The sequence below is a fragment of the Collinsella aerofaciens genome, assembly GCF_040920445.1.
GTDB classification, from domain to species: domain Bacteria; phylum Actinomycetota; class Coriobacteriia; order Coriobacteriales; family Coriobacteriaceae; genus Collinsella; species Collinsella aerofaciens_BH.
In genome coordinates, this window is sequence record NZ_JBCOTQ010000002.1 from 16,527 (window position 1) to 34,202 (window position 17,676).

16 protein-coding genes and 1 tRNA gene are annotated in these 17,676 nt (G+C 61.9%); 16 read left to right on the forward strand and 1 reads right to left on the reverse strand.

The window, feature by feature from the left end; translation table 11 throughout:
• Positions 1-20: 20 nt before the first annotated feature.
• The 16 genes from rpoD (at position 21) to ffh (ending at position 16,722) form a co-directional block, all read left to right on the forward strand.
• The gene (gene rpoD, locus AB5405_RS00370) at positions 21-1,370 is read left to right on the forward strand and encodes an RNA polymerase sigma factor RpoD (protein ID WP_368137185.1); all 1,350 of its coding nucleotides are present in this window, start codon (positions 21-23) and stop codon (positions 1,368-1,370) included.
• 188 nt (positions 1,371-1,558) lie between these two features.
• Positions 1,559-1,633, forward strand: a tRNA-Asn gene (locus AB5405_RS00375).
• A gap of 195 nt (positions 1,634-1,828) precedes the next feature.
• Entirely contained in the window at positions 1,829-2,185 is a 357-nt protein-coding gene (locus AB5405_RS00380; RefSeq protein WP_022093773.1) for an Asp23/Gls24 family envelope stress response protein, read from the forward strand.
• Positions 2,186-2,212: 27 nt separating this feature from the next.
• Entirely contained in the window at positions 2,213-3,874 is a 1,662-nt protein-coding gene (locus AB5405_RS00385; protein ID WP_368137186.1) for a DAK2 domain-containing protein, read from the forward strand.
• 10 nt (positions 3,875-3,884) lie between these two features.
• The gene (locus AB5405_RS00390) at positions 3,885-6,062 is read left to right on the forward strand and encodes an ATP-dependent DNA helicase RecG (protein WP_368137187.1); all 2,178 of its coding nucleotides are present in this window, start codon (positions 3,885-3,887) and stop codon (positions 6,060-6,062) included.
• Positions 6,059-6,715, forward strand: coding sequence for a 16S rRNA (guanine(966)-N(2))-methyltransferase RsmD (rsmD, locus tag AB5405_RS00395; protein ID WP_368137189.1), 657 nt, complete (start codon positions 6,059-6,061; stop codon positions 6,713-6,715). Before AB5405_RS00390 ends, rsmD begins: the two co-directional genes overlap by 4 nt.
• Positions 6,708-7,205, forward strand: a complete 498-nt coding sequence (coaD, locus tag AB5405_RS00400) for a pantetheine-phosphate adenylyltransferase (protein WP_368137190.1) — start codon at positions 6,708-6,710, stop codon at positions 7,203-7,205. Before rsmD ends, coaD begins: the two co-directional genes overlap by 8 nt.
• Before the next feature lie 68 nt (positions 7,206-7,273).
• The gene (locus AB5405_RS00405; RefSeq protein ID WP_040358176.1) at positions 7,274-7,771 is read left to right on the forward strand and encodes an ATP synthase subunit B family protein; all 498 of its coding nucleotides are present in this window, start codon (positions 7,274-7,276) and stop codon (positions 7,769-7,771) included.
• A complete protein-coding gene (locus AB5405_RS00410) occupies positions 7,771-8,325 on the forward strand; it encodes a YceD family protein (RefSeq protein ID WP_368137191.1) in 555 nt (184 codons plus the stop codon). Before AB5405_RS00405 ends, AB5405_RS00410 begins: the two co-directional genes overlap by 1 nt.
• A gap of 64 nt (positions 8,326-8,389) precedes the next feature.
• Complete coding sequence (gene rpmF, locus AB5405_RS00415; RefSeq protein ID WP_022094017.1) at positions 8,390-8,569, forward strand: 50S ribosomal protein L32; 180 nt, start codon at positions 8,390-8,392, stop codon at positions 8,567-8,569.
• An 87-nt stretch (positions 8,570-8,656) separates the two neighbouring features.
• Positions 8,657-9,676, forward strand: coding sequence for a phosphate acyltransferase PlsX (plsX, locus tag AB5405_RS00420; protein ID WP_368137192.1), 1,020 nt, complete (start codon positions 8,657-8,659; stop codon positions 9,674-9,676).
• Between the two features lie 124 nt (positions 9,677-9,800).
• Positions 9,801-10,043: an acyl carrier protein gene (locus AB5405_RS00425; RefSeq protein WP_055286398.1), complete on the forward strand. Its 243-nt coding sequence runs from the start codon at positions 9,801-9,803 to the stop codon at positions 10,041-10,043.
• Positions 10,044-10,046: 3 nt separating this feature from the next.
• Positions 10,047-10,772 carry a ribonuclease III gene (gene rnc, locus AB5405_RS00430; protein ID WP_138112385.1) on the forward strand — a complete coding sequence of 242 codons (726 nt, stop codon included), beginning with the start codon at positions 10,047-10,049 and terminating at the stop codon, positions 10,770-10,772.
• 10 nt (positions 10,773-10,782) lie between these two features.
• Complete coding sequence (gene smc, locus AB5405_RS00435) at positions 10,783-14,319, forward strand: chromosome segregation protein SMC (RefSeq protein ID WP_368137193.1); 3,537 nt, start codon at positions 10,783-10,785, stop codon at positions 14,317-14,319.
• A complete protein-coding gene (ftsY, locus tag AB5405_RS00440) occupies positions 14,319-15,236 on the forward strand; it encodes a signal recognition particle-docking protein FtsY (protein WP_117769597.1) in 918 nt (305 codons plus the stop codon). Before smc ends, ftsY begins: the two co-directional genes overlap by 1 nt.
• Positions 15,237-15,246: 10 nt before the next feature.
• Entirely contained in the window at positions 15,247-16,722 is a 1,476-nt protein-coding gene (gene ffh, locus AB5405_RS00445) for a signal recognition particle protein (RefSeq protein WP_368137194.1), read from the forward strand.
• Positions 16,723-16,837: 115 nt separating this feature from the next.
• On the opposite strand, the gene AB5405_RS00450 is transcribed toward ffh, so the two are convergent.
• Positions 16,838-17,602, reverse strand: a complete 765-nt coding sequence (locus AB5405_RS00450; protein ID WP_368137195.1) for a DUF134 domain-containing protein — start codon at positions 17,600-17,602, stop codon at positions 16,838-16,840.
• Positions 17,603-17,676: the final 74 nt, after the last annotated feature.

Sequence of the window (17,676 nt, forward strand, 5' to 3'; positions counted from 1 at the left end):
GGACTATGAAGGGAGAATCTGTGCCAAAAAAGACTGAGAGCACGGGTACTGGGCTGGAATCCTACGTTGCAAAGCTCATGGGCAACGGCTCAAACAGGACTTCGGTAACCGAGGACGAGATTCAGGTCGCCCTGAAGGATATCGATGTTTCTGACGAGCAGCTCACCGCGGTGTATTCCGCGCTGCGCAACAGCGGCATCCAGATTATCTCCGCGAGCGGTAACGACGACGCCCCCATGGACGTCGACGATGAAAATACCGATTCTGATACCGACGATTTCGATGACGACGACGAGCACGATTCCGGCTCGCTCGACGATCACGAGCTCAAGATGGCCCGCCAGGCCGACGCCGAGATGGGTTCTTCCAAGAGCAAGAAGAAGCGCACCGTGCGGACGTCCCGTTCGCGTTCGCGCGTGCGCGGCATCGATGCCTCCACGGTGATGCTGACCGGCGATCCGGTCCGTATGTACCTCAAGGAGATCGGCAAGGTCGACCTGCTGACCGCCTCCGAAGAGGTCGATCTGGCTATGAAGATTGAGGCCGGTCTTGAGGCCACCGAGAAGCTCGAGGCTGCCGATGCTGGTGAGCTCGAACTCACGCGTGCCGAGATGCGTCGTCTTACGCGCATTGAGAACGTGGGCCTCGAAGCCAAGCAGGCGCTCATCAGTGCAAACCTGCGTCTGGTCGTCTCCATCGCCAAGCGCTATGTTGGTCGCGGCATGCTGTTCCTGGACCTGATCCAGGAGGGCAACCTCGGTCTGATCCGCGCCGTCGAGAAGTTCGACTACCAGAAGGGCTTTAAGTTCTCCACGTACGCCACGTGGTGGATCCGTCAGGCCATCACGCGTGCTATCGCCGACCAGGCCCGTACCATCCGTATTCCCGTGCACATGGTCGAGACCATCAACAAGCTCGTCCGCGTGCAGCGTCAGCTCCTTCAGGACCTGGGCCGCGACCCGACCCCCGAGGAGATCGGTGCCGAGATGGACATGAGCGCCGACCGCGTCCGCGAGATCCAGAAGATCTCGCAGGAGCCCGTGTCGCTCGAGACCCCCATCGGCGAGGAAGAGGATTCCCAGCTGGGCGACTTCATCGAGGACTCCCAGGCCATCGTTCCGCCCGATGCGGCCAGCTTCTCCATGCTGCAGGAGCAGCTCACCCAGGTGCTCGACTCGCTTGCCGATCGTGAGCGCAAGGTTATCGAGCTGCGCTTTGGCCTTGTCGACGGACATCCCCGTACGCTCGAGGAAGTCGGCCGCGAGTTTGGCGTCACGCGCGAGCGTATCCGCCAGATCGAGTCCAAGACCCTGGCCAAGCTCCGCCACCCGAGCCGTTCGAGCAAGCTGAAGGACTATATCGAAAGCTAGTCAAGCAAGAAGCGCCCTCAAGCACATCCGCTTGAGGGCGCTTTCATGTAGTCGTTGGGGACGTTCTTGAATGACTAGTCGTTTAAGAACGTCCCCAATGATTAGGTCGGAAAATTTCTTAAAAAAGTTCTTGCCCTGAGCTGATTCGTCCGTATAATAAACTTCGTTGCTTGAGAGCACGCACCTATTCCTCGGTAGCTCAATGGTAGAGCACGCGGCTGTTAACCGCGCTGTTGTAGGTTCGAGTCCTACCCGGGGAGCCAGGTTGTAAAACCCGTCGCTTATGCGGCGGGTTTTTTCATGCCGCGATCGCCGTTCGCGAACGTTACCGTATCAACATTTCGTGTCGAGGATGTAATCCCGAGGCCCGCCACCTCAACATGGCGCGGTCGTTGTAGAATATTGCAATGATTGCTCCCACGACATGGTGCCGCGAGCACCAAGAAAAGGAGATTCTTGTGTCTGAGACCATTAACGGCAGCCTGAGCGTCTCGAACGACGTTATTGCCGATATTGCCGGTTATGCCGCGATGACGTGCTATGGCGTTGTCGGTATGGCTGAGCAGCTCCAGGGCGCCGAGAGCGTGCGCCTGCTTGCCGGTCAGCGCCTCCGCAAGGGCGTGCTTGTCTCCGCCGACGAGAACGGCCTTACGGTCGATCTTCACGTCGTGCTCGAGAACGGCGTCAACATGAAGTCCGTCTGCCACAATCTTTCGAGCTCCGTTGCCTTCACTCTGCAGGAGATCGCCCAGATCGATCCCGCCAGCCTTAAGATCGGCATCCATATCGACGCGCTCAAGAGCCGTCTGAACTAGCATCCGAAAACGGAGATTCAAATACCCATGATTGCAAAGACCATTCGCACCTGTTTTCCGATCGCTGCGGCTGCCGTTTCCGACAAGGCCGAGGAGATCAACAAGCTCAACGTCTTCCCCGTACCCGATGGCGATACCGGCACCAACATGTCGCTCACGCTCGCCTCGGTGACCAAGGAGCTCTCTGCCCTTCCCGCCGATGCCGATATGGAGGCCATCGCCGGTGCCATCACCCACGGCTCTCTCATGGGCGCTCGCGGTAACTCCGGCGTTATTACCTCGCAGATTCTTCGCGGCGTGGCCGAGGGCCTTGTCTCTGCCGACGAGCCTATTACGTCCGCCAACATTGCCTTCGCCTTCCGTCGTGCCGTCAAGGTCGCCTTCCAGGCTGTCCGCAAGCCCATCGAGGGCACGATCCTCACGGTCCTGCGCGATGTCTCGACCAAGGCCGATGAGTGCGAGAAGAAGAAGTTCTCGGCCGAGGATGCGCTCGATGCTATCGTCGTCGAGGCGTACCAGTCCGTCGCCCGCACGCCCGACTTGCTGCCCGTCCTCAAAGAGAACGGCGTGGTCGACTCAGGCGCCTTCGGCTTTGCCATCTTCCTGGAGAACTTTGTTGCCGCCGCGCTTGGTCGCAGCACCGTTGTCGAGGATTTCTCCGCTACGTTTGACTCCGCCGGCTCTGCCCGCGATGCTGCTCTTGGCCGCGTTGAGATTGAGGCCAACGACGACTGGGAGGGCTCGGAGTTCCGCTACTGCAACGAGTTCCTCTTTAAGGCCGACGCCCCGTTTGACGAGGACGAGTGCCTTAAGTTCCTAGGCTCCATGGGCGACTGCGAGCTGCTCGTGGGTGCCTACCCCGACTACAAGATTCATGTGCACTCCAACACCCCCAACCTGGTGCTCGAGCACATGCTGCAGCTTGGCCAGATCTACGAGGTCTTTATCCACAACATGGAGATGGAGGCCCACGACCGTACCGCCAAGATTCACGAGGACCAGGAGAAGGCCGCCGAGCCCGCGAAGGCCCTGGGCTTTGTCGCCGTTGCCGCCGGTTCTGGCGAGGCCGACATCCTTAAGTCCCTCGGCGTCGACGTGATCGTGTCGGGTGGCCAGACCATGAACCCCTCGACTGCAGACCTTCTGGGCGCCGTTGACCAGGTCAACGCGACCTCGGTTATCATTCTGCCCAACAACGGCAACATCCGCATGGCCGCTGAGGCCGCTGCCTCAGCCTGCACCGACAAGAAGGTCGCCGTCGTTCCCACCAAGACCGTTCCGCAGGCCTTCTCCGCTCTGTTCGCGGTCCTGCCCGATTCCGAGCTCGAGGATGCCGTCGCCGCCATGGTCGACGCCATCAGCGAGGTCCGCGATGGCGAGGTCACCCGTGCCGTGCGCGATTCCAGCGCCTCTGACGGCTCTCCGATTCACTCCGGTGACGTCATGGGTATCATCGCCGGCTCCATCGACGTGGTTGGCTCCGACGTGAAACAGGTCACGCTCGACTGCATCAACCGCATGCAGGAGGAAGAGGAGGGCGATGCGCTGACGATTCTGGCCGGCGAGGAGCTGTCCGACGAGGACTTCCAGGAGATCGTCGACGCCATCGAGGAAGCTCAGCCCGACTTGGAGATCGACGCCCATCGTGGCGAGCAGCCGCTCTATCCCGTGATCTTCTCGATCGAGTAGGCAACTGCCCATGTCTGAGCTGTGCTCCGTGCCGCGCGTCTCGGGGCGCTTTGCCCAGAGCAATGCGCTCGACGAGGATATCGCGCGACTCAAATATGTTTCGGGTAAACGTGAGGAGGCCCTTCGCCGTTTGGGAATTCGGACGGTGGGGGACCTCCTTCTCCATATCCCTCATCGATACCTCGACTTTACCCGTTCGTGGTCCATCGAGATGGCGCCCATCGGCACCGTGTGCACCATCATCGCCACGGTTGATCGCATCGTCCAAAAGCAGCCGCGTCCGCGCATGCAGGTGACCGAGGTCTCGCTTGTTGACGAGACGGGCGTGCTGCAGGTTGCCTTTTTCCGCCAGCCCTGGATTGCCCAGCAGCTTAAGCAGGGCGACCGCCTGGCCGTGATGGGCAAGGTCGAGTTTGCCTACGGCTTTAAGCAGATGGCCTCGCCGCACTTTGAAAAGCTCGATGACGGGCGTGCTGCGGGCACCATCCTTCCGGTCCATTACGTGAGTGACGGCGTGAGCCAGGCGTGGATGCGCCGCATCGTAAGCGGCGCGATCGAGGTCGTCGGCAATCCCTTTGATCCCATTCCGGCACCGCTGCGCGTTAAGCGTCGCCTGATGAGCAATGCCCGCGCGCTGCGCTCAATCCATTTTCCATCGAGTATGGCAGAGCGCGACATCGCGCGTCGTCGCCTGGCCTACGAGGAGTGCCTCTACCTGCAGCTGGCGCTGCGCCTGCGCAACGACGGCGGCCTGGTCGATGTGGTTCCCTATGCCCACACCGCGGGCGAGCACCTGGCCGCGCTCAAGCAAGCCCTGCCGTTTTCGCTGAGCGACGAGCAGGAGGCCGCGTTCCAGGATATCCTGCGCGATATGTGCGATGGCGGGCGCGTGATGAACCGCCTGCTGCTGGGTGATGTCGGTACCGGCAAGACGGCCGTCGCCGCCTGCGCGCTGGCTGTGGCTGCCGATAGCGGCACGCAGGCCTGCGTTATGGCGCCCACGGGCGTGCTGGCGCGCCAATATGCCGATAAGACCGGCCCCTTGCTCTCGCAGGCGGGCATGTCCTGGGCGCTCCTGACGGGTGCCACGCCGGCGGCTGAGCGTGAGCAGATCCATGCGCAGCTGAAATCGGGCGAGCTTAACGTGCTCTTCGGCACCCACGCGGTCCTTTCGGATAACGTTGCGTTCAAGCATCTGTCGCTCGTGGTTATCGATGAGCAGCACCGGTTTGGCGTCGGCCAGCGCAACGCCCTGCGCGCGAAGGGCCCCGGTGCCGATCTGCTCGTTATGACGGCAACGCCCATCCCGCGTACGCTGGCGCTTTCGGTCTACGGCGATCTGGACACGAGCATCATCCGCCATCGGCCTGTCCCCGGCGCTGGCGTGTCGACACGCGTGCTCACCGAGTCGAGCCGTGACCTCGCCTATGGCGCCATCCGCGAGGCGCATGAAAAGGGTCAGCAGGCCTACGTGATTTGCCCGCTTGTGGAGCCGAGTGACTCGGCCGATGAGCTGGAAGACGTGCCCGGTATTGCCCGCGACGACGAGGGCCGCGTAACCGTCCCCGTGCCACTGCACGATACGGCAACCGAGCTCGACCGCCTGCGCCTGGCGTTGCCGGGGCTTGCCATCGAGCGCCTTCACGGCCGTATGCCAGCGGGGGAGAAGGATCGGGTCATCGATGCCTTTAAGCGTGGCGAGATCGATGTGCTCGTCTCGACTACGGTGGTCGAGGTGGGCGTCGACGTGCCCAACGCCACCGTCATGGTCATCGAGAACGGCGAGCGCTTTGGTTTGGCTGCCCTGCACCAGCTGCGCGGTCGCGTGGGCCGTGGCAGCGTGTCGGGCACGTGCCTGGTCATGACGCACTCCAAGGGCAACGGCGGCGCATCGGCGGCACAAGATCGCCTGCAATCGCTCGAAAAAACTTCGGATGGTTTTACGCTCGCCCAGATGGACCTGCGCCTGCGCCATGAAGGCGAGATCCTGGGTTATCGCCAGCATGGTGGTGTGACCCTGCGCTTTGTCGACCTGGATGCCGATGAGGACCTTATCGAATGGGCCCATTTGGACGCGGTCGAGCTCTTGCGGTATGCTTGCAACCTTGACTCTGTGGCGACGCTTCCCTTGCGCGACGCGGTCGCCATGCGTTATCGACACATTTTTAAGGAGGTCAGCGGAGGATGAGAATCATCGGCGGCGAATGGCGCGGTCGTAAGATCGAGGAGCCCCGTGGTCGCGATGTCACCCGCCCCACGACCGATCGCGTGCGCGAGGCGTGCGCATCTATGGTCATGTCGGCATTCGATTTCGATTTGGACGAGGTTCGTGTGCTGGACGCTTTTGGCGGCTCCGGTGCCTTAGGGTTAGAGATGCTCTCTCGTGGGGCCCGCTCGCTCACGACGTTTGAGATCGATCGCAACGCCGCGCGGCTCATTACCAAGAATATCGAGTCGCTCTGCCGTGACCGTGCGCGTTGGCGCGTGGTCACGGGCGACATGCTGTCGAGTGCCTTGCGCGGTCGTGTACCGGGCGGCCCCTTTGATCTGGTCCTGCTCGACCCGCCCTATGCTTTTGGTGCCGAGCCGGTCGAGGAACTGCTGCAGAATCTGGCCCATCAGGGTCTGCTTGCACCTGGCGCTTATGCCCTGTTTGAGCATGCCGCCGCCGATGCGGGCGCGCATCCGGCAGGCTTTGAGACTGTACGTGAGAAGCGCTACGGCATTACCTCGGTCGACCTGCTTCGTTGGGTCGGCGATGACGACGGTGAGGGCGATAGTGCCGTCACCGATGCTGATAACAACGATGCCACGACGTTTCAGGAGGACGCCCATGAGTGACACCATTAACCGCGTCATTGTTCCGGGTACCTTCGATCCCATCACGTTTGGCCATATCGACGTCATCCGTCGCGCCCGTCGCATCTTTCCCAGCGTGATCGTCGCTGTTGCCGAGTCGCAGGGTAAAAACGGCGTGGGCACCACGTTTATGCTCGATGAGCGCGTGGCGCTGGCCCGCGAGGCGCTCGGTGATATCGACGGCGTCGAGGTCCTGCCCTTTACTGGCCTCTTGGTCGACTTCGCTCGTGAGCAGCGAGCGGGGGCCGTGGTCAAGGGCCTGCGCGCCATGACCGACTTTGAGTATGAGCTGCAGCAGGCCGACCTTAACTATCGCCTGGATAGCGAGCTGGAGTCCATCTTTGTCATGAGTGCGCCGCAGTACGGCTATATCTCAAGCTCGGTCGTTCGCCAGATCGCCTCGCTTGGCAGTGACGTATCGACGTTTGTCCCGTCCAACGTGGTCGAAGCGCTCAAACATCGCTTTTCGTGACGTTTCTTATTGCCTGGTGGCATGTGGTAAACTAGCACGATGATATGTTACCTATGAAAGGAGACCGGATGCCGGGCGAGAATTTTCCTGGCGATAGGATCGTCAGCTTGGTCGATGAGCTCGAAGGGCTGATCGAGGAAGCCAAGCCGCCTTTCGGCAAGAACGCTCAGTTCAAGGTCATCGACGCCGACGTGTTCTTCAACATCCTCGACGAGATCCGCATGAGCTATCCCGAGGAGTGGCAGAAGTCCCGCCGTATCCTTAAGGAGCGCGAGGAGCTTATGGCTTCCGCCGCCGCTCAGGCCGATTCCATCATCGCCGACGCTCAGCAGCAGGCCCTCACCATTGCCGGTGAGCAGGAGATCGTCCGCCTTGCGCAGCAGCAGGCCGACGACATCCGCGATCGTGCCCAGCAGTACGAGCGCGAGACGCGTTATGCTGCCGAGGACTACGCAGAGCAGGTCTTTACGCACCTGGAGGAGAACCTCAAGAGCCTGACCGGCACCGTTACCCGTTGCCGTCAGCAGCTCAACGAGGGTGCCGCCCAACAGAATGGTCAGTGGTAATGGCTGAGTTCCCGAGCGTTACCGTCGATCTTTCCGAGCAGCTCGAGTTTCCTGGAGATTCGTATCCGCTGACCGGTAAGGTCGATGTCGCCACCTACACGGTGGGCGAGAAGGAGTACCAGCTTCAGGACGGCATCGACTACGACGTTGTCTTTACCAATGCCGGTACCGGTGTCTTGCTCACGGGCATGGTCCGCGCGCACGCCACCGGCGAGTGCGACCGTTGCCTGGAGCCCGCCTCGTTTGATATCGCCGGCGAGATCGAGGAGTTCTACCTCTTTGAGGAGCCCGAGGATCCCGAGGCCTACGAGGACGGCTACGAGCTCCTGGGTGAGGACCGCATCGTCGATCTGGGCGAGCCCATCAATGACGCGGTCGTTATGGACACGCCGTTTGTGGTGCTCTGCAAGCCCGATTGCCGTGGTCTGTGCCCCACATGCGGTTGCAATCTCAACGTCGAGCAATGCGATTGCGCCGCCCAGGCAGAGGCGGAATGGGCCGCTGTCACGGAAAATCCATTTGCAGCATTGAAGAATCTCAAGCTTGATGAGTAAAACTGTGGTAGTATCGCTACTTGCGCGTAATCGCCACACTGGATAGTTCATAAGGAAGGTCACTATGCCCGTACCTAAACAAAAGCAGGGTCGTATCCGCACTCACACCCGTCGTTCCGCCAACATGAAGATCTCGGCTGCGGCTCAGTCCACGTGCCCCCGTTGCGGCGCTGTCAAGCTTCCGCACCACGTGTGCCCCAGCTGCGGTTTCTACAAGGACCGCGAGGTTATCGTTACCGAGTAACGGTATACTCTGGATGCGATGCCGTTCCAAATGGAACCACAATGGCCGGCTCAATGAGTCGGCCATTTTTGTATAAGGAGCATGTATATGAGTAACGTTCGCGTTTGTGTAGACGTTGTGGGCGGAGACGAGAAACCTCAGGTTGTTCTCGATGGTATCGAGGCTGCGCTTGCCGCCGATCTCGATATCGAGGTCTTGGCGGCTGGCCCGGCCGAAATCGTCAATCCCTTTGCAGCTTCCCATGCACGTGTTGAGGCCCTTGAGGCACCTGACGTTATCGCCATGGATGACGATCCCATTCGCGCCGTGATGACCAAGCGTAAGTCGTCGATCGTGCTTTCTTGCCGCGCCATTAAGAAGGGCAACGCGGATGCGTTCTTCTCCGCCGGCTCGACCGGTGCCATGACCGCCGCTGCCACCGCCTACGTGACGCCGTTTAGGTATCAGGCCGAAGGCAAGAAGCAGCCGGTGCGCCCCTGTCTGACCAATGCGCTGCCCAATCGCGCCGGCGGTCTGACGGTGCTGTGCGACATGGGTGCCAACCCCGATGTCGAGGTTGACGATATGGTGCGTTTTGCCCAGATGGGCAGCGCCTATGCCCGCGTCGTCCTGGGCATCGAGCATCCTCGCGTGGGCCTGCTTGCCAACGGCACCGAGGACGAGAAGGGTTCTAACTTTACCAAGGCCTGTTTCCCTGCTATGAAGGCCGCCGTTCCCGGCTTTGTTGGTAACTGCGAGGGCACCGACCTCACCTCAGGCAACTTCGATGTCGTCGTTGCCGATGGTATGTCGGGCAATATTGCGCTCAAGGCCACCGAGGGCGCTGCCAAGTTTTTGCTGCAGGAGCTCAAGGGTGTCTTTATGTCTTCGCTCGGCACCAAGATTGCCGCGCTGCTCATCAAAAAGCAGATGCGCGAGATTAAAGCCAAACTTTCGGGCGACGCCAAGGGCGGCGCGATTCTTTTGGGCCTGCGCGGCGTGGTCCTGATCGGCCATGGTGCCACCTCGGTCGAGGCTGTCAAAAACGGTACGCTCGCGGCGGCCGAAGCCGTGCGCGCCGGGCTGGTCGAGAATGTCGCCAACTCTATGGACGGTATCGTTTTATAAGAGCGAGTTAGAGCGCTGTTATGTGCTTCGCGGTGCACGTCGTGGGGTAGAATCAGAACCGTGTCTTGGTACCGCCCGGGCGGTACCATTCTTTTGGTATTCATGCACTATGAGAGGAAGCGCTATGGACCGCTCCGAAATCTTCGACAAGATCGCCGAGGTCGCTGCTGACGTTCTGGGCGTCGATGTTGCCGAAATTAGCGAGGAGACCACCTTTGACGACCTCGATGCCAACTCGCTCGAGCGCCTGCAGCTGGTTACGGCTATCGAGGACGAGTTCAACCTCGAGATCGATGACGAGACCCTGCTCTCGCTCAACTCTGTCGCCGACGCCGTCGACGCTATCGAAGCTGCCAAGGAGGCTTAAGTCTTGGCTTTATCCGACCGACTTACGCGCGCCCAGGAAATCCTGGGCCACGAGTTCAACAATAAGGTGCTGCTGCGCGCGGCGCTTACGCATCCCTCGGCAGTCGAGGGCCAGCCGGTTTCTGCCAGCTATGAGCGCCTTGAGTTCTTGGGCGATTCCATTTTGGGCGCTGTGGTCGCACGCTCCCTGTTTGAGTCCTATCCGGAGTTTGACGAGGGCAAGCTCACGCGCTTGAAGGTGTCGCTTGTCTCGGGCGCTACGCTGTCCGAGGTTTCTCACGAGCTGGGCATCGACGACATCATCATCTTTGGTGCCTCCGAGACCGGTACCGGTGCGCGCGGCCTGCATTCGGCCCTCGAGAACGTCTATGAGTCGCTCGTGGGCGCGCTGTACCTGGATGCCGGCTGGGACGTTGCGGCGGAGTTCATTCACCGTACGCTTAAGCCGCATTTGGCTTCCGAGCGTGCCGAGCATCCTGCGAACCCCAAGTCGTTTTTGCAGGAGTGCGTGCAAGCCGACGGTCACGAACCTCCGGCGTACAAGCTCGTTGGCTCCGAGGGCCCGGCGCATGCGCCCACCTTTACCGCTGTGGTTTTGATCGATGGTATTCGCCAGGGTCGCGGCTCCGGCTCCTCAAAGAAGGAAGCCGAGGGAGCTGCCGCGCTCGAAGCGCTCGACCGCATGGGTTACACCACCAACGGCGTGATTCTGAACAAGAAGCACGTGTAAGCGAGGAACCGTGTATCTCAAGTCCCTCACGCTCAAAGGGTTCAAGTCGTTTGCCGACCGCGCCCATATGACGTTTGAGCCGGGCCTGACCGTCATCGTCGGTCCAAACGGCTCGGGAAAATCGAACATCTCTGACTCGATTCTGTGGGTCCTGGGCGAGCAGAGCGCCAAGCAGCTGCGCGGCCAGGCCATGGAGGATGTCATCTTCTCGGGCTCGTCGGCGCGCAAGCCGGTGGGTGTCGCCGAGGTCACGCTGGTGCTCGATAACTCGGACCATATGTTGCCCGTCGACTTTGACGAGGTCGCCATCACCCGTCGCATGTATCGCTCGGGCGAAAGCGAGTACCTCATCAACTCGAGTCCGTGCCGCCTGATGGACATTCAGGACATCCTGCACGATTCGGGCCTAGGCAAGGATACGCATTCCATCATCAGCCAGGGCAAGCTCGACGCCATTTTGCAGAGCCGCCCCGAGGAGCGTCGCGCCCTCATCGAGGAGGCCGCCGGCATTTCCAAGCACAAGCGCCGCAAGGAGCGTGCGCTCAAAAAGATTAAGTCGATGGACGAGCACCTGACGCGTGCCCGCGACATCAATAAGGAAATCGCCCGTCAGCTGCGACCGCTTGAGTGTCAGGTCGATCGCGCGCGCAAGTACAAAGAGCTGTCCTCGCGCGCGAACGAGCTTACGCAGATGCTGGCTGTCGATGAGCTTCGTTCGCTGCAGTCGCAGTGGAACGACCTGGAGAGCCGCTCCAAGGAAGGTGCTGCCGAGCTGGAGCTTGCGCAGTACCGCATGAGCGAAAAGGAGCGCGAGCTCGAGAAGCTCCAGGTTATGCTTGAGGAAAAGGGCCTGTTTGTGGGCGACCTGGGCGAGCAACGCCGTCATATGCAAGATGTGGTCGGCCGCATTAACTCCGACATGCGCCTGCTCGAGGAAAAGGGCCACAACATGGTGTCGCGCCTGTCTGACATGCGCGGTCAGATTTCGAGCTCCGAGCATCAGCGTCGTCGCGTGGTCGAGGAGCTCGAGGATGCGCGTGCCCAGCTTGAGGAAGTTACCGGTGCGCACATGCAGGCCCAGGACGACGTTGACGCCGCCGGTCCTGCCGCCGCCCAGCTCCACGAGCGTCGCGTTGCGCTCGACAATCAGATTTCGCAGCTCACGCGCGAGCAGCGCGATGTGCAGCGTGCGGCCGATAACGCCGCGCTCGAGCTCGCCAAGGTGAAGGACTCGCTGAGCAACGCCGAGGTCGAGGACAACATGTACGCCTCGCGCCTGGAGCAGATTGACGAGCAGCTCGAGGAGGTCACGGCCTCACTCGAGAGCCGTCGCGACCGCGCTGAGGAGCTTGAAGGCGCTCTTGAGGAAGCGCGCCAGGCCCAGGCCGATGCGCGTGAGGCCACCGAGGTCGCCCGTGCAGCCCTGAAGGACTTGCGTAATCGTGAGAGTGAGGCGCGCAACAAGCTGTCCGAGGTGCGCTCGGAGCTTGCCAGCCAAAAGAAACTCGATGCCCGCATGGCCGACAGCTCGCCGCTCGTGAGCCGTCTGGTGGGTACGCTGGGCGACGATGTCTTGGGTCGTCTGGGCGACGTGCTGGAGGCCCCGCGCGAGCTTGAGGGCCTGGTTGAGCAATTGCTCGCTGGCGATATCGATGCGCTGCTGTTTGATGACGCCGCCACGCTTGAGCGTGCCGGTCGTGCGGCTCTGGACCAAAAGAAGGCCTCGGGCGAGGCGCTGCTGGTGGCGCGTGGCGTGAGCAGCTCTACCGCCGCTGAGGGCGCTGCCGGTACCCGTCTGGTTGATCGTCTGTCCGTACGCGCAGGCTACGGTCCCGTCGTCGAGGCGTTGCTCGGCGGCTATTACGTCGTGGACGATCTTGCTGCCGCGCTGTCGGCGCCGGTCGTTGACGGCGTGACTTACGTGACTCCCGATGGCGCTCGCGTAAGCTGCGGCGGCCTGGTGCGCGTGGGCCTCGATGCCGGCGAGGCCTCGGGTGCTCTGGAGCGCAAGCGCCGTATCCGCGAGCTGGAGGGGCTTGAGCCCGATTTGGCCGCTGTGTTTGAACATGTGTCAGGCCAGGTCGTTGAGGCCAATGCGGCCGTTGAGGAAGCGCGTGCCGCTGAGGGCGATGCCGCCGGCGAGATCGCCCGTCTTGAGGGCGAGCGCCGCTCGCTGCTCTCCGAGATCGGCCGCTTGGAGCAAAGCGCCAACAATGCCGAGGTCGAGCGCGTGCGCATCTCCAAGCGCCGCGAGCAGGCCTCCGAAGCCGTTCGCGCTGCGCGCCCGCGCGTTGACGAGCTCACCCGTTCGCGTGACGAGGCTCGCGCGCAGGCAAGCAATCTGGGGTTGCAGATTGCCGAGGCCAACGACGAACTCGACCGCGTTCGCCGTGACGATTCCGAGGCTGCCGGCAAGCTCGCCGACGCCAAGGTTCGCCTAGCCCAGACGAGCGAACGCCTGCGTTCGCTGAAGGGCCGCGTGCCCGATCTGGAGCATCGTCTTGAGGGCATCGACCGCCGTATCCGCGGAACACGCCAGGCCTCGCGCTCGCTCGAATTGCTGCGCCTGCGCGTCGATCCCATGCACGAACGCTATTCGGCCCTGCTGGAGCGCGCGTCGGATTGGGCCTCGCGTCTGCGTGACCAGGCTTCGCTCGAGGAGGCTGACTCGGCCTCGCTTAAGAAGACCATTGAGGACGCCAAGGCCGAGGTCTCCCGCGCCAAGGAGCGGGTCGATGCCGCCACCGCGACGCAAAACGAGTTCAAGGTCGCTCGCGGCAAGCTTGAGGTGCAGGTAGAGGCGGCTATCAAGGCCATTACCGCCGATGGCACCACGGTGCTCGAGGAGGCGCTCATGCTTCCTGCGCCCACCGACCGTGACGCTGCCGAGCGTGAGCTCAACCAGCTCGTGCGCCAGATCAACAACCTGGGCCCTGTGAACCAGGTTGCCATGGAGGAGTACGAGCAGCTCAAGCGCCGCGCCGATTACATCGAGGAGCAGCTGGCCGATCTGGAGAGCGCGCGCAAGGCGCTCACCAAGATCACCGTGGCCATTGACCGTAAGATGCGCAAGGCCTTCCTGGTGACCTTCGAGAAGGTCGATGCGAACTTCCGCGAGATCTTCGCCATGCTGTTTCCGGGTGGCCAGGCACATCTGGAGATGACCGACCCTGAGCATCCGGCCGAGACGGGCATCGAGGTCGTGGCGCAGCCGCGTGGCAAGCGCATCACCAAGATGATGCTCATGTCGGGCGGCGAGAAGAGCCTGACGGCGCTCGCCTTGCTCTTTGCTGTCTATCGCACGCGTACGGTGCCGTTCTATGTGCTGGACGAGGTCGAGGCGGCGCTCGATGACGCCAACCTGTCCAAGCTCATCGGCGCACTCGACGTGTTGCGTTCCGATACGCAGCTCTTGGTTATCTCGCATCAGCGCCGTACTATGGAGGACGCTGACGTCCTCTACGGCGTCTCGATGCAAGCCGACGGCGTCAGTCGCGTCGTCTCGCAAAAACTCGATCGCGAAACCGGAAAGGTCGTGAATGCATAATGGGATTCTTCGATGCTCTCTCGCGCGGACTTGAGCGCAGCCGCGAGGCCCTCAACGAGGTCTTCTACTTTGGCGGCGAGGTCGACGAGGATTTTTGGGAGGACCTAGAGGACACCCTCGTCATGGGTGACATGGGTGCCGAGGTCGCGATCCAGGTGTCCGATGACCTGCGCGATGCCGCGGCCAAGAAGAACCTTAAGACCGCCCCGCAGCTCCGTCGCGCCCTGGCCGAGCAGCTCGAGCAGCATTTTGTGCCCGTCGAGCGCGATCCGTTCGCCGACACGCCGAGTTGCGTGCTGTTTGTGGGCATTAACGGTGCCGGCAAGACCACGACGGTCGGCAAGATCGCGAGCGCCATGTCTGCCCGCGGCAAGAACGTCGTGATCGGCTCAGCCGACACCTTCCGCGCCGCCGCCATTGAGCAGCTCGATGTGTGGGGCCAGCGCGCCGGCGTTCCCGTCATCAAGCGCGACCGCGGCTCCGACCCGGCGAGCGTTTGCTACGACGTGCTCGACGAGGCCGACAAGCGCGGCAGCGACCTGGTGCTTATCGACACCGCCGGTCGTCTGCACACGAGCCCCGAGCTCATGCGCGAGCTTGCCAAGGTGGTCAACGTGACGCGTAAGCGCGCCGCCAATATGGCCGCCGGCCCCATGCCCGTCTCGGTCGTCCTCGTAATCGATGCCGCAACAGGCCAAAACGGCCTGAACCAGGCGCTCGAGTTTAACGAGGCGCTGGGCCTGGACGGTATTATCATGACAAAGCTCGACGGCACGGCAAAGGGCGGTATCGCCATGGCCGTGGCCGAGAAGCTCAAGCTTCCCATCCTGCGCATCGGCGTGGGCGAGCAGGTCGATGACCTGCAGGAGTTTAATGCCAAAGATTTCTGCCGCGCCCTGGTGGGCGAGTCCAATTAAGGAGTGACTAGTGTTTGATTCCCTGAGCGATCGCCTCAACGACACATTTGACCGCCTGCGCGGCAAGGGCAAGCTGACCGAGGCCGATATCACCTCGGCCATGCGCGACATTCGCATGGCGCTGCTCGAGGCCGACGTCAACTTCAAGGTCGTCAAGGAGTTCGTCGCCAAGACCAAGGAGCGCTGCATGACCGCCGAGGTCATGGAGTCGCTGTCGCCGGCGCAAAACGTCGTCAAGATCGTGCTCGACGAGCTCACCGAGATGCTCGGCTCCACCGAGAGCAAGCTCGTCTTTAGTAACCGCATTCCCAATGTCATCATGCTCGTGGGCCTGCAGGGCTCCGGTAAGACCACGGCGGCCGTAAAGCTGGCTTACCTGCTCAAGAAGCAGGGCCGCTCGCCGCTGCTCGCCGCGTGCGACGTCTATCGTCCCGCCGCTGCCGACCAGCTGGCCACGCTCGGTGGCGAGATCGGCGTGCCGGTCTTCCGCGGTGACGGCGCGCACCCGGTTGACATTGCCAAGGGTGCCATCCAGGAGGCCGTCGACCACCTGCGCGATGTGGTCATCGTCGATACCGCCGGTCGTCTGCAGATTGATGAGCAGATGATGCAGGAGGCCGTGGACATCAAGAAGGCCGTCAAGCCCGATCAGGTGCTGATGGTCGTCGATGCCATGACCGGCCAGGATATCGTCAACGTCGTCTCGACCTTCGCCGAGCGCACCGACTTTGACGGCGTGATCATCTCCAAGCTCGACGGCGACGCCCGTGGCGGCGGCGCGCTTTCCGTGCGCCAGGTGACCGGCAAGCCCATCAAGTTCGTGAGCATGGGCGAGAAGCCCGATTCGCTGGAGCCGTTCTACCCCGACCGCATGGCCAAGCGCATCTTGGGCATGGGTGATGTTGTCGGCATTATCGAGAAGGCCCAGGAGGCCGCCGATGCCGAGCAGCTTGAGGCCGCCGAGCGCATGCTGCGCGAGGGCTTTACCATGAACGACATGCTCGACCAGATGAAGGCCGTCAAGAAGATGGGCGGCATGAAGGGCATTCTGGGCATGCTCCCCGGTGGCCAGCGTGCGCTCAACCAGATGGGTGGCAACCTGGACGAAGGCATCTTCGACAAGAACGAGGCCATCATCATGTCGATGACCAAGGAGGAGCGCCTTCGTCCCTCCATCATCAACGGTCAGCGTCGCGCCCGCATCGCCAAGGGCGCCGGCGTGACCCCCACTGAGGTCAATAGCCTTATGAAGCAGTGGGGCGAGATGAATAAGATGATGGGCCGCATGCGCTCGATGGCCAATCAGGCGCAGGCCGGCGGCAAGAAGGGCAAGAAGGGTAAGAAGGGCAAAAAGATGCGCATGCCCAATATTCCCGGTCTGGATGCCATGGGCCTGGGCGGCATGGGCGGACTTGGGACGGGCGGTCCTAAGTCCGATATGGATCTGCTGCGCCAGATGGAAGCGCAGATGCGCAATAAGAAGTAACGACTGGTAGAGTCGTGTATGGCGAAGGCCGCCTGGATGGTATTCCAGGCGGCCTTCGTCGTTGGTGCGTTATATGTTGTGTGAGCAGACGCGTGATGGCATCGATTGCCTGCTGTTAGTGGCAGCTGCAGCCCTCGTGACCCTCGTTCTCGTGATGGCCGTGGCAACCGCAGGATCCGCCGTGCTCATGGATGTGCTCGTGGTCGTGGCCATGGCAATCGCAGGTGGCCTCGCCGGTCTGCGCGAGCGTGCCGGCAATGAGGGCCTCGACGCAGGCATCGCAGCTGCCCTGGGCGCCCGCATAGACCGTGATGCCGGCTTGGGCAAGCGCGTTGATAGCGCCGCCGCCGATACCGCCGCAAATGAGCGTGTCAACGCCACCTTTGGCAAGCAGGCCCGCCAAGGCGCCGTGGCCGGTGCCGCCGGTGCCTACGACCTGCTCGTTGAGCACCTTGCCATCCTGGATGTCGTAGATCTTGAACTGCTCGCTGCGGCCAAAGTGCATAAAGATGTTGCCGTTGTCGTACGTCGTTGCCACCCTCATGGTGTCGACCTCCTTTGCTGGCCATGCGGCCGTTGTCGTGGTGATGGGGGAGTATGCGATATTGCCGCCCTCGATAACGAGCGCCCGTCCGTTGACCAGCGCATCGGCCACCTTGCGATGCGCGCGGCTGCAGATTGCCGTCACCGTGGCGCGGGCAATGCCCATGTGCTGGGCGACTGCCTCTTGGTTAAGGCCTTCCAAGTCGCACAGGCGCAGCACCTCGAGCTCGTCGACTGTCATATCGATGGCATCGCCGCTCGCCAGGCCATCGGGGGTAAAACCGCGATATTCGGGGATGATCCCGACGCGGCGCAGTTTCTCGCGTCTTCCTGCCATGCGCACTCCTTATCTGACATATGTCAACAATAGAATAGCGAACGTGCAGATTTGCGCAATGAATTTCTGGCATA

Coding starts and splice junctions, on each gene's coding strand:
- AB5405_RS00425 (WP_055286398.1), top strand. CDS start 9,801: ATGGACCGCTCCGAAATCTTCGACAAGATCGCCGAGGTCGCTGCTGAC.
- AB5405_RS00410 (WP_368137191.1), top strand. CDS start 7,771: ATGGCTGAGTTCCCGAGCGTTACCGTCGATCTTTCCGAGCAGCTCGAG.
- plsX (WP_368137192.1), top strand. CDS start 8,657: ATGAGTAACGTTCGCGTTTGTGTAGACGTTGTGGGCGGAGACGAGAAA.
- coaD (WP_368137190.1), top strand. CDS start 6,708: ATGAGTGACACCATTAACCGCGTCATTGTTCCGGGTACCTTCGATCCC.
- rpmF (WP_022094017.1), top strand. CDS start 8,390: ATGCCCGTACCTAAACAAAAGCAGGGTCGTATCCGCACTCACACCCGT.
- ftsY (WP_117769597.1), top strand. CDS start 14,319: ATGGGATTCTTCGATGCTCTCTCGCGCGGACTTGAGCGCAGCCGCGAG.
- AB5405_RS00450 (WP_368137195.1), bottom strand. CDS start 17,602: ATGGCAGGAAGACGCGAGAAACTGCGCCGCGTCGGGATCATCCCCGAA.
- AB5405_RS00390 (WP_368137187.1), top strand. CDS start 3,885: ATGTCTGAGCTGTGCTCCGTGCCGCGCGTCTCGGGGCGCTTTGCCCAG.
- AB5405_RS00405 (WP_040358176.1), top strand. CDS start 7,274: ATGCCGGGCGAGAATTTTCCTGGCGATAGGATCGTCAGCTTGGTCGAT.
- AB5405_RS00385 (WP_368137186.1), top strand. CDS start 2,213: ATGATTGCAAAGACCATTCGCACCTGTTTTCCGATCGCTGCGGCTGCC.
- rsmD (WP_368137189.1), top strand. CDS start 6,059: ATGAGAATCATCGGCGGCGAATGGCGCGGTCGTAAGATCGAGGAGCCC.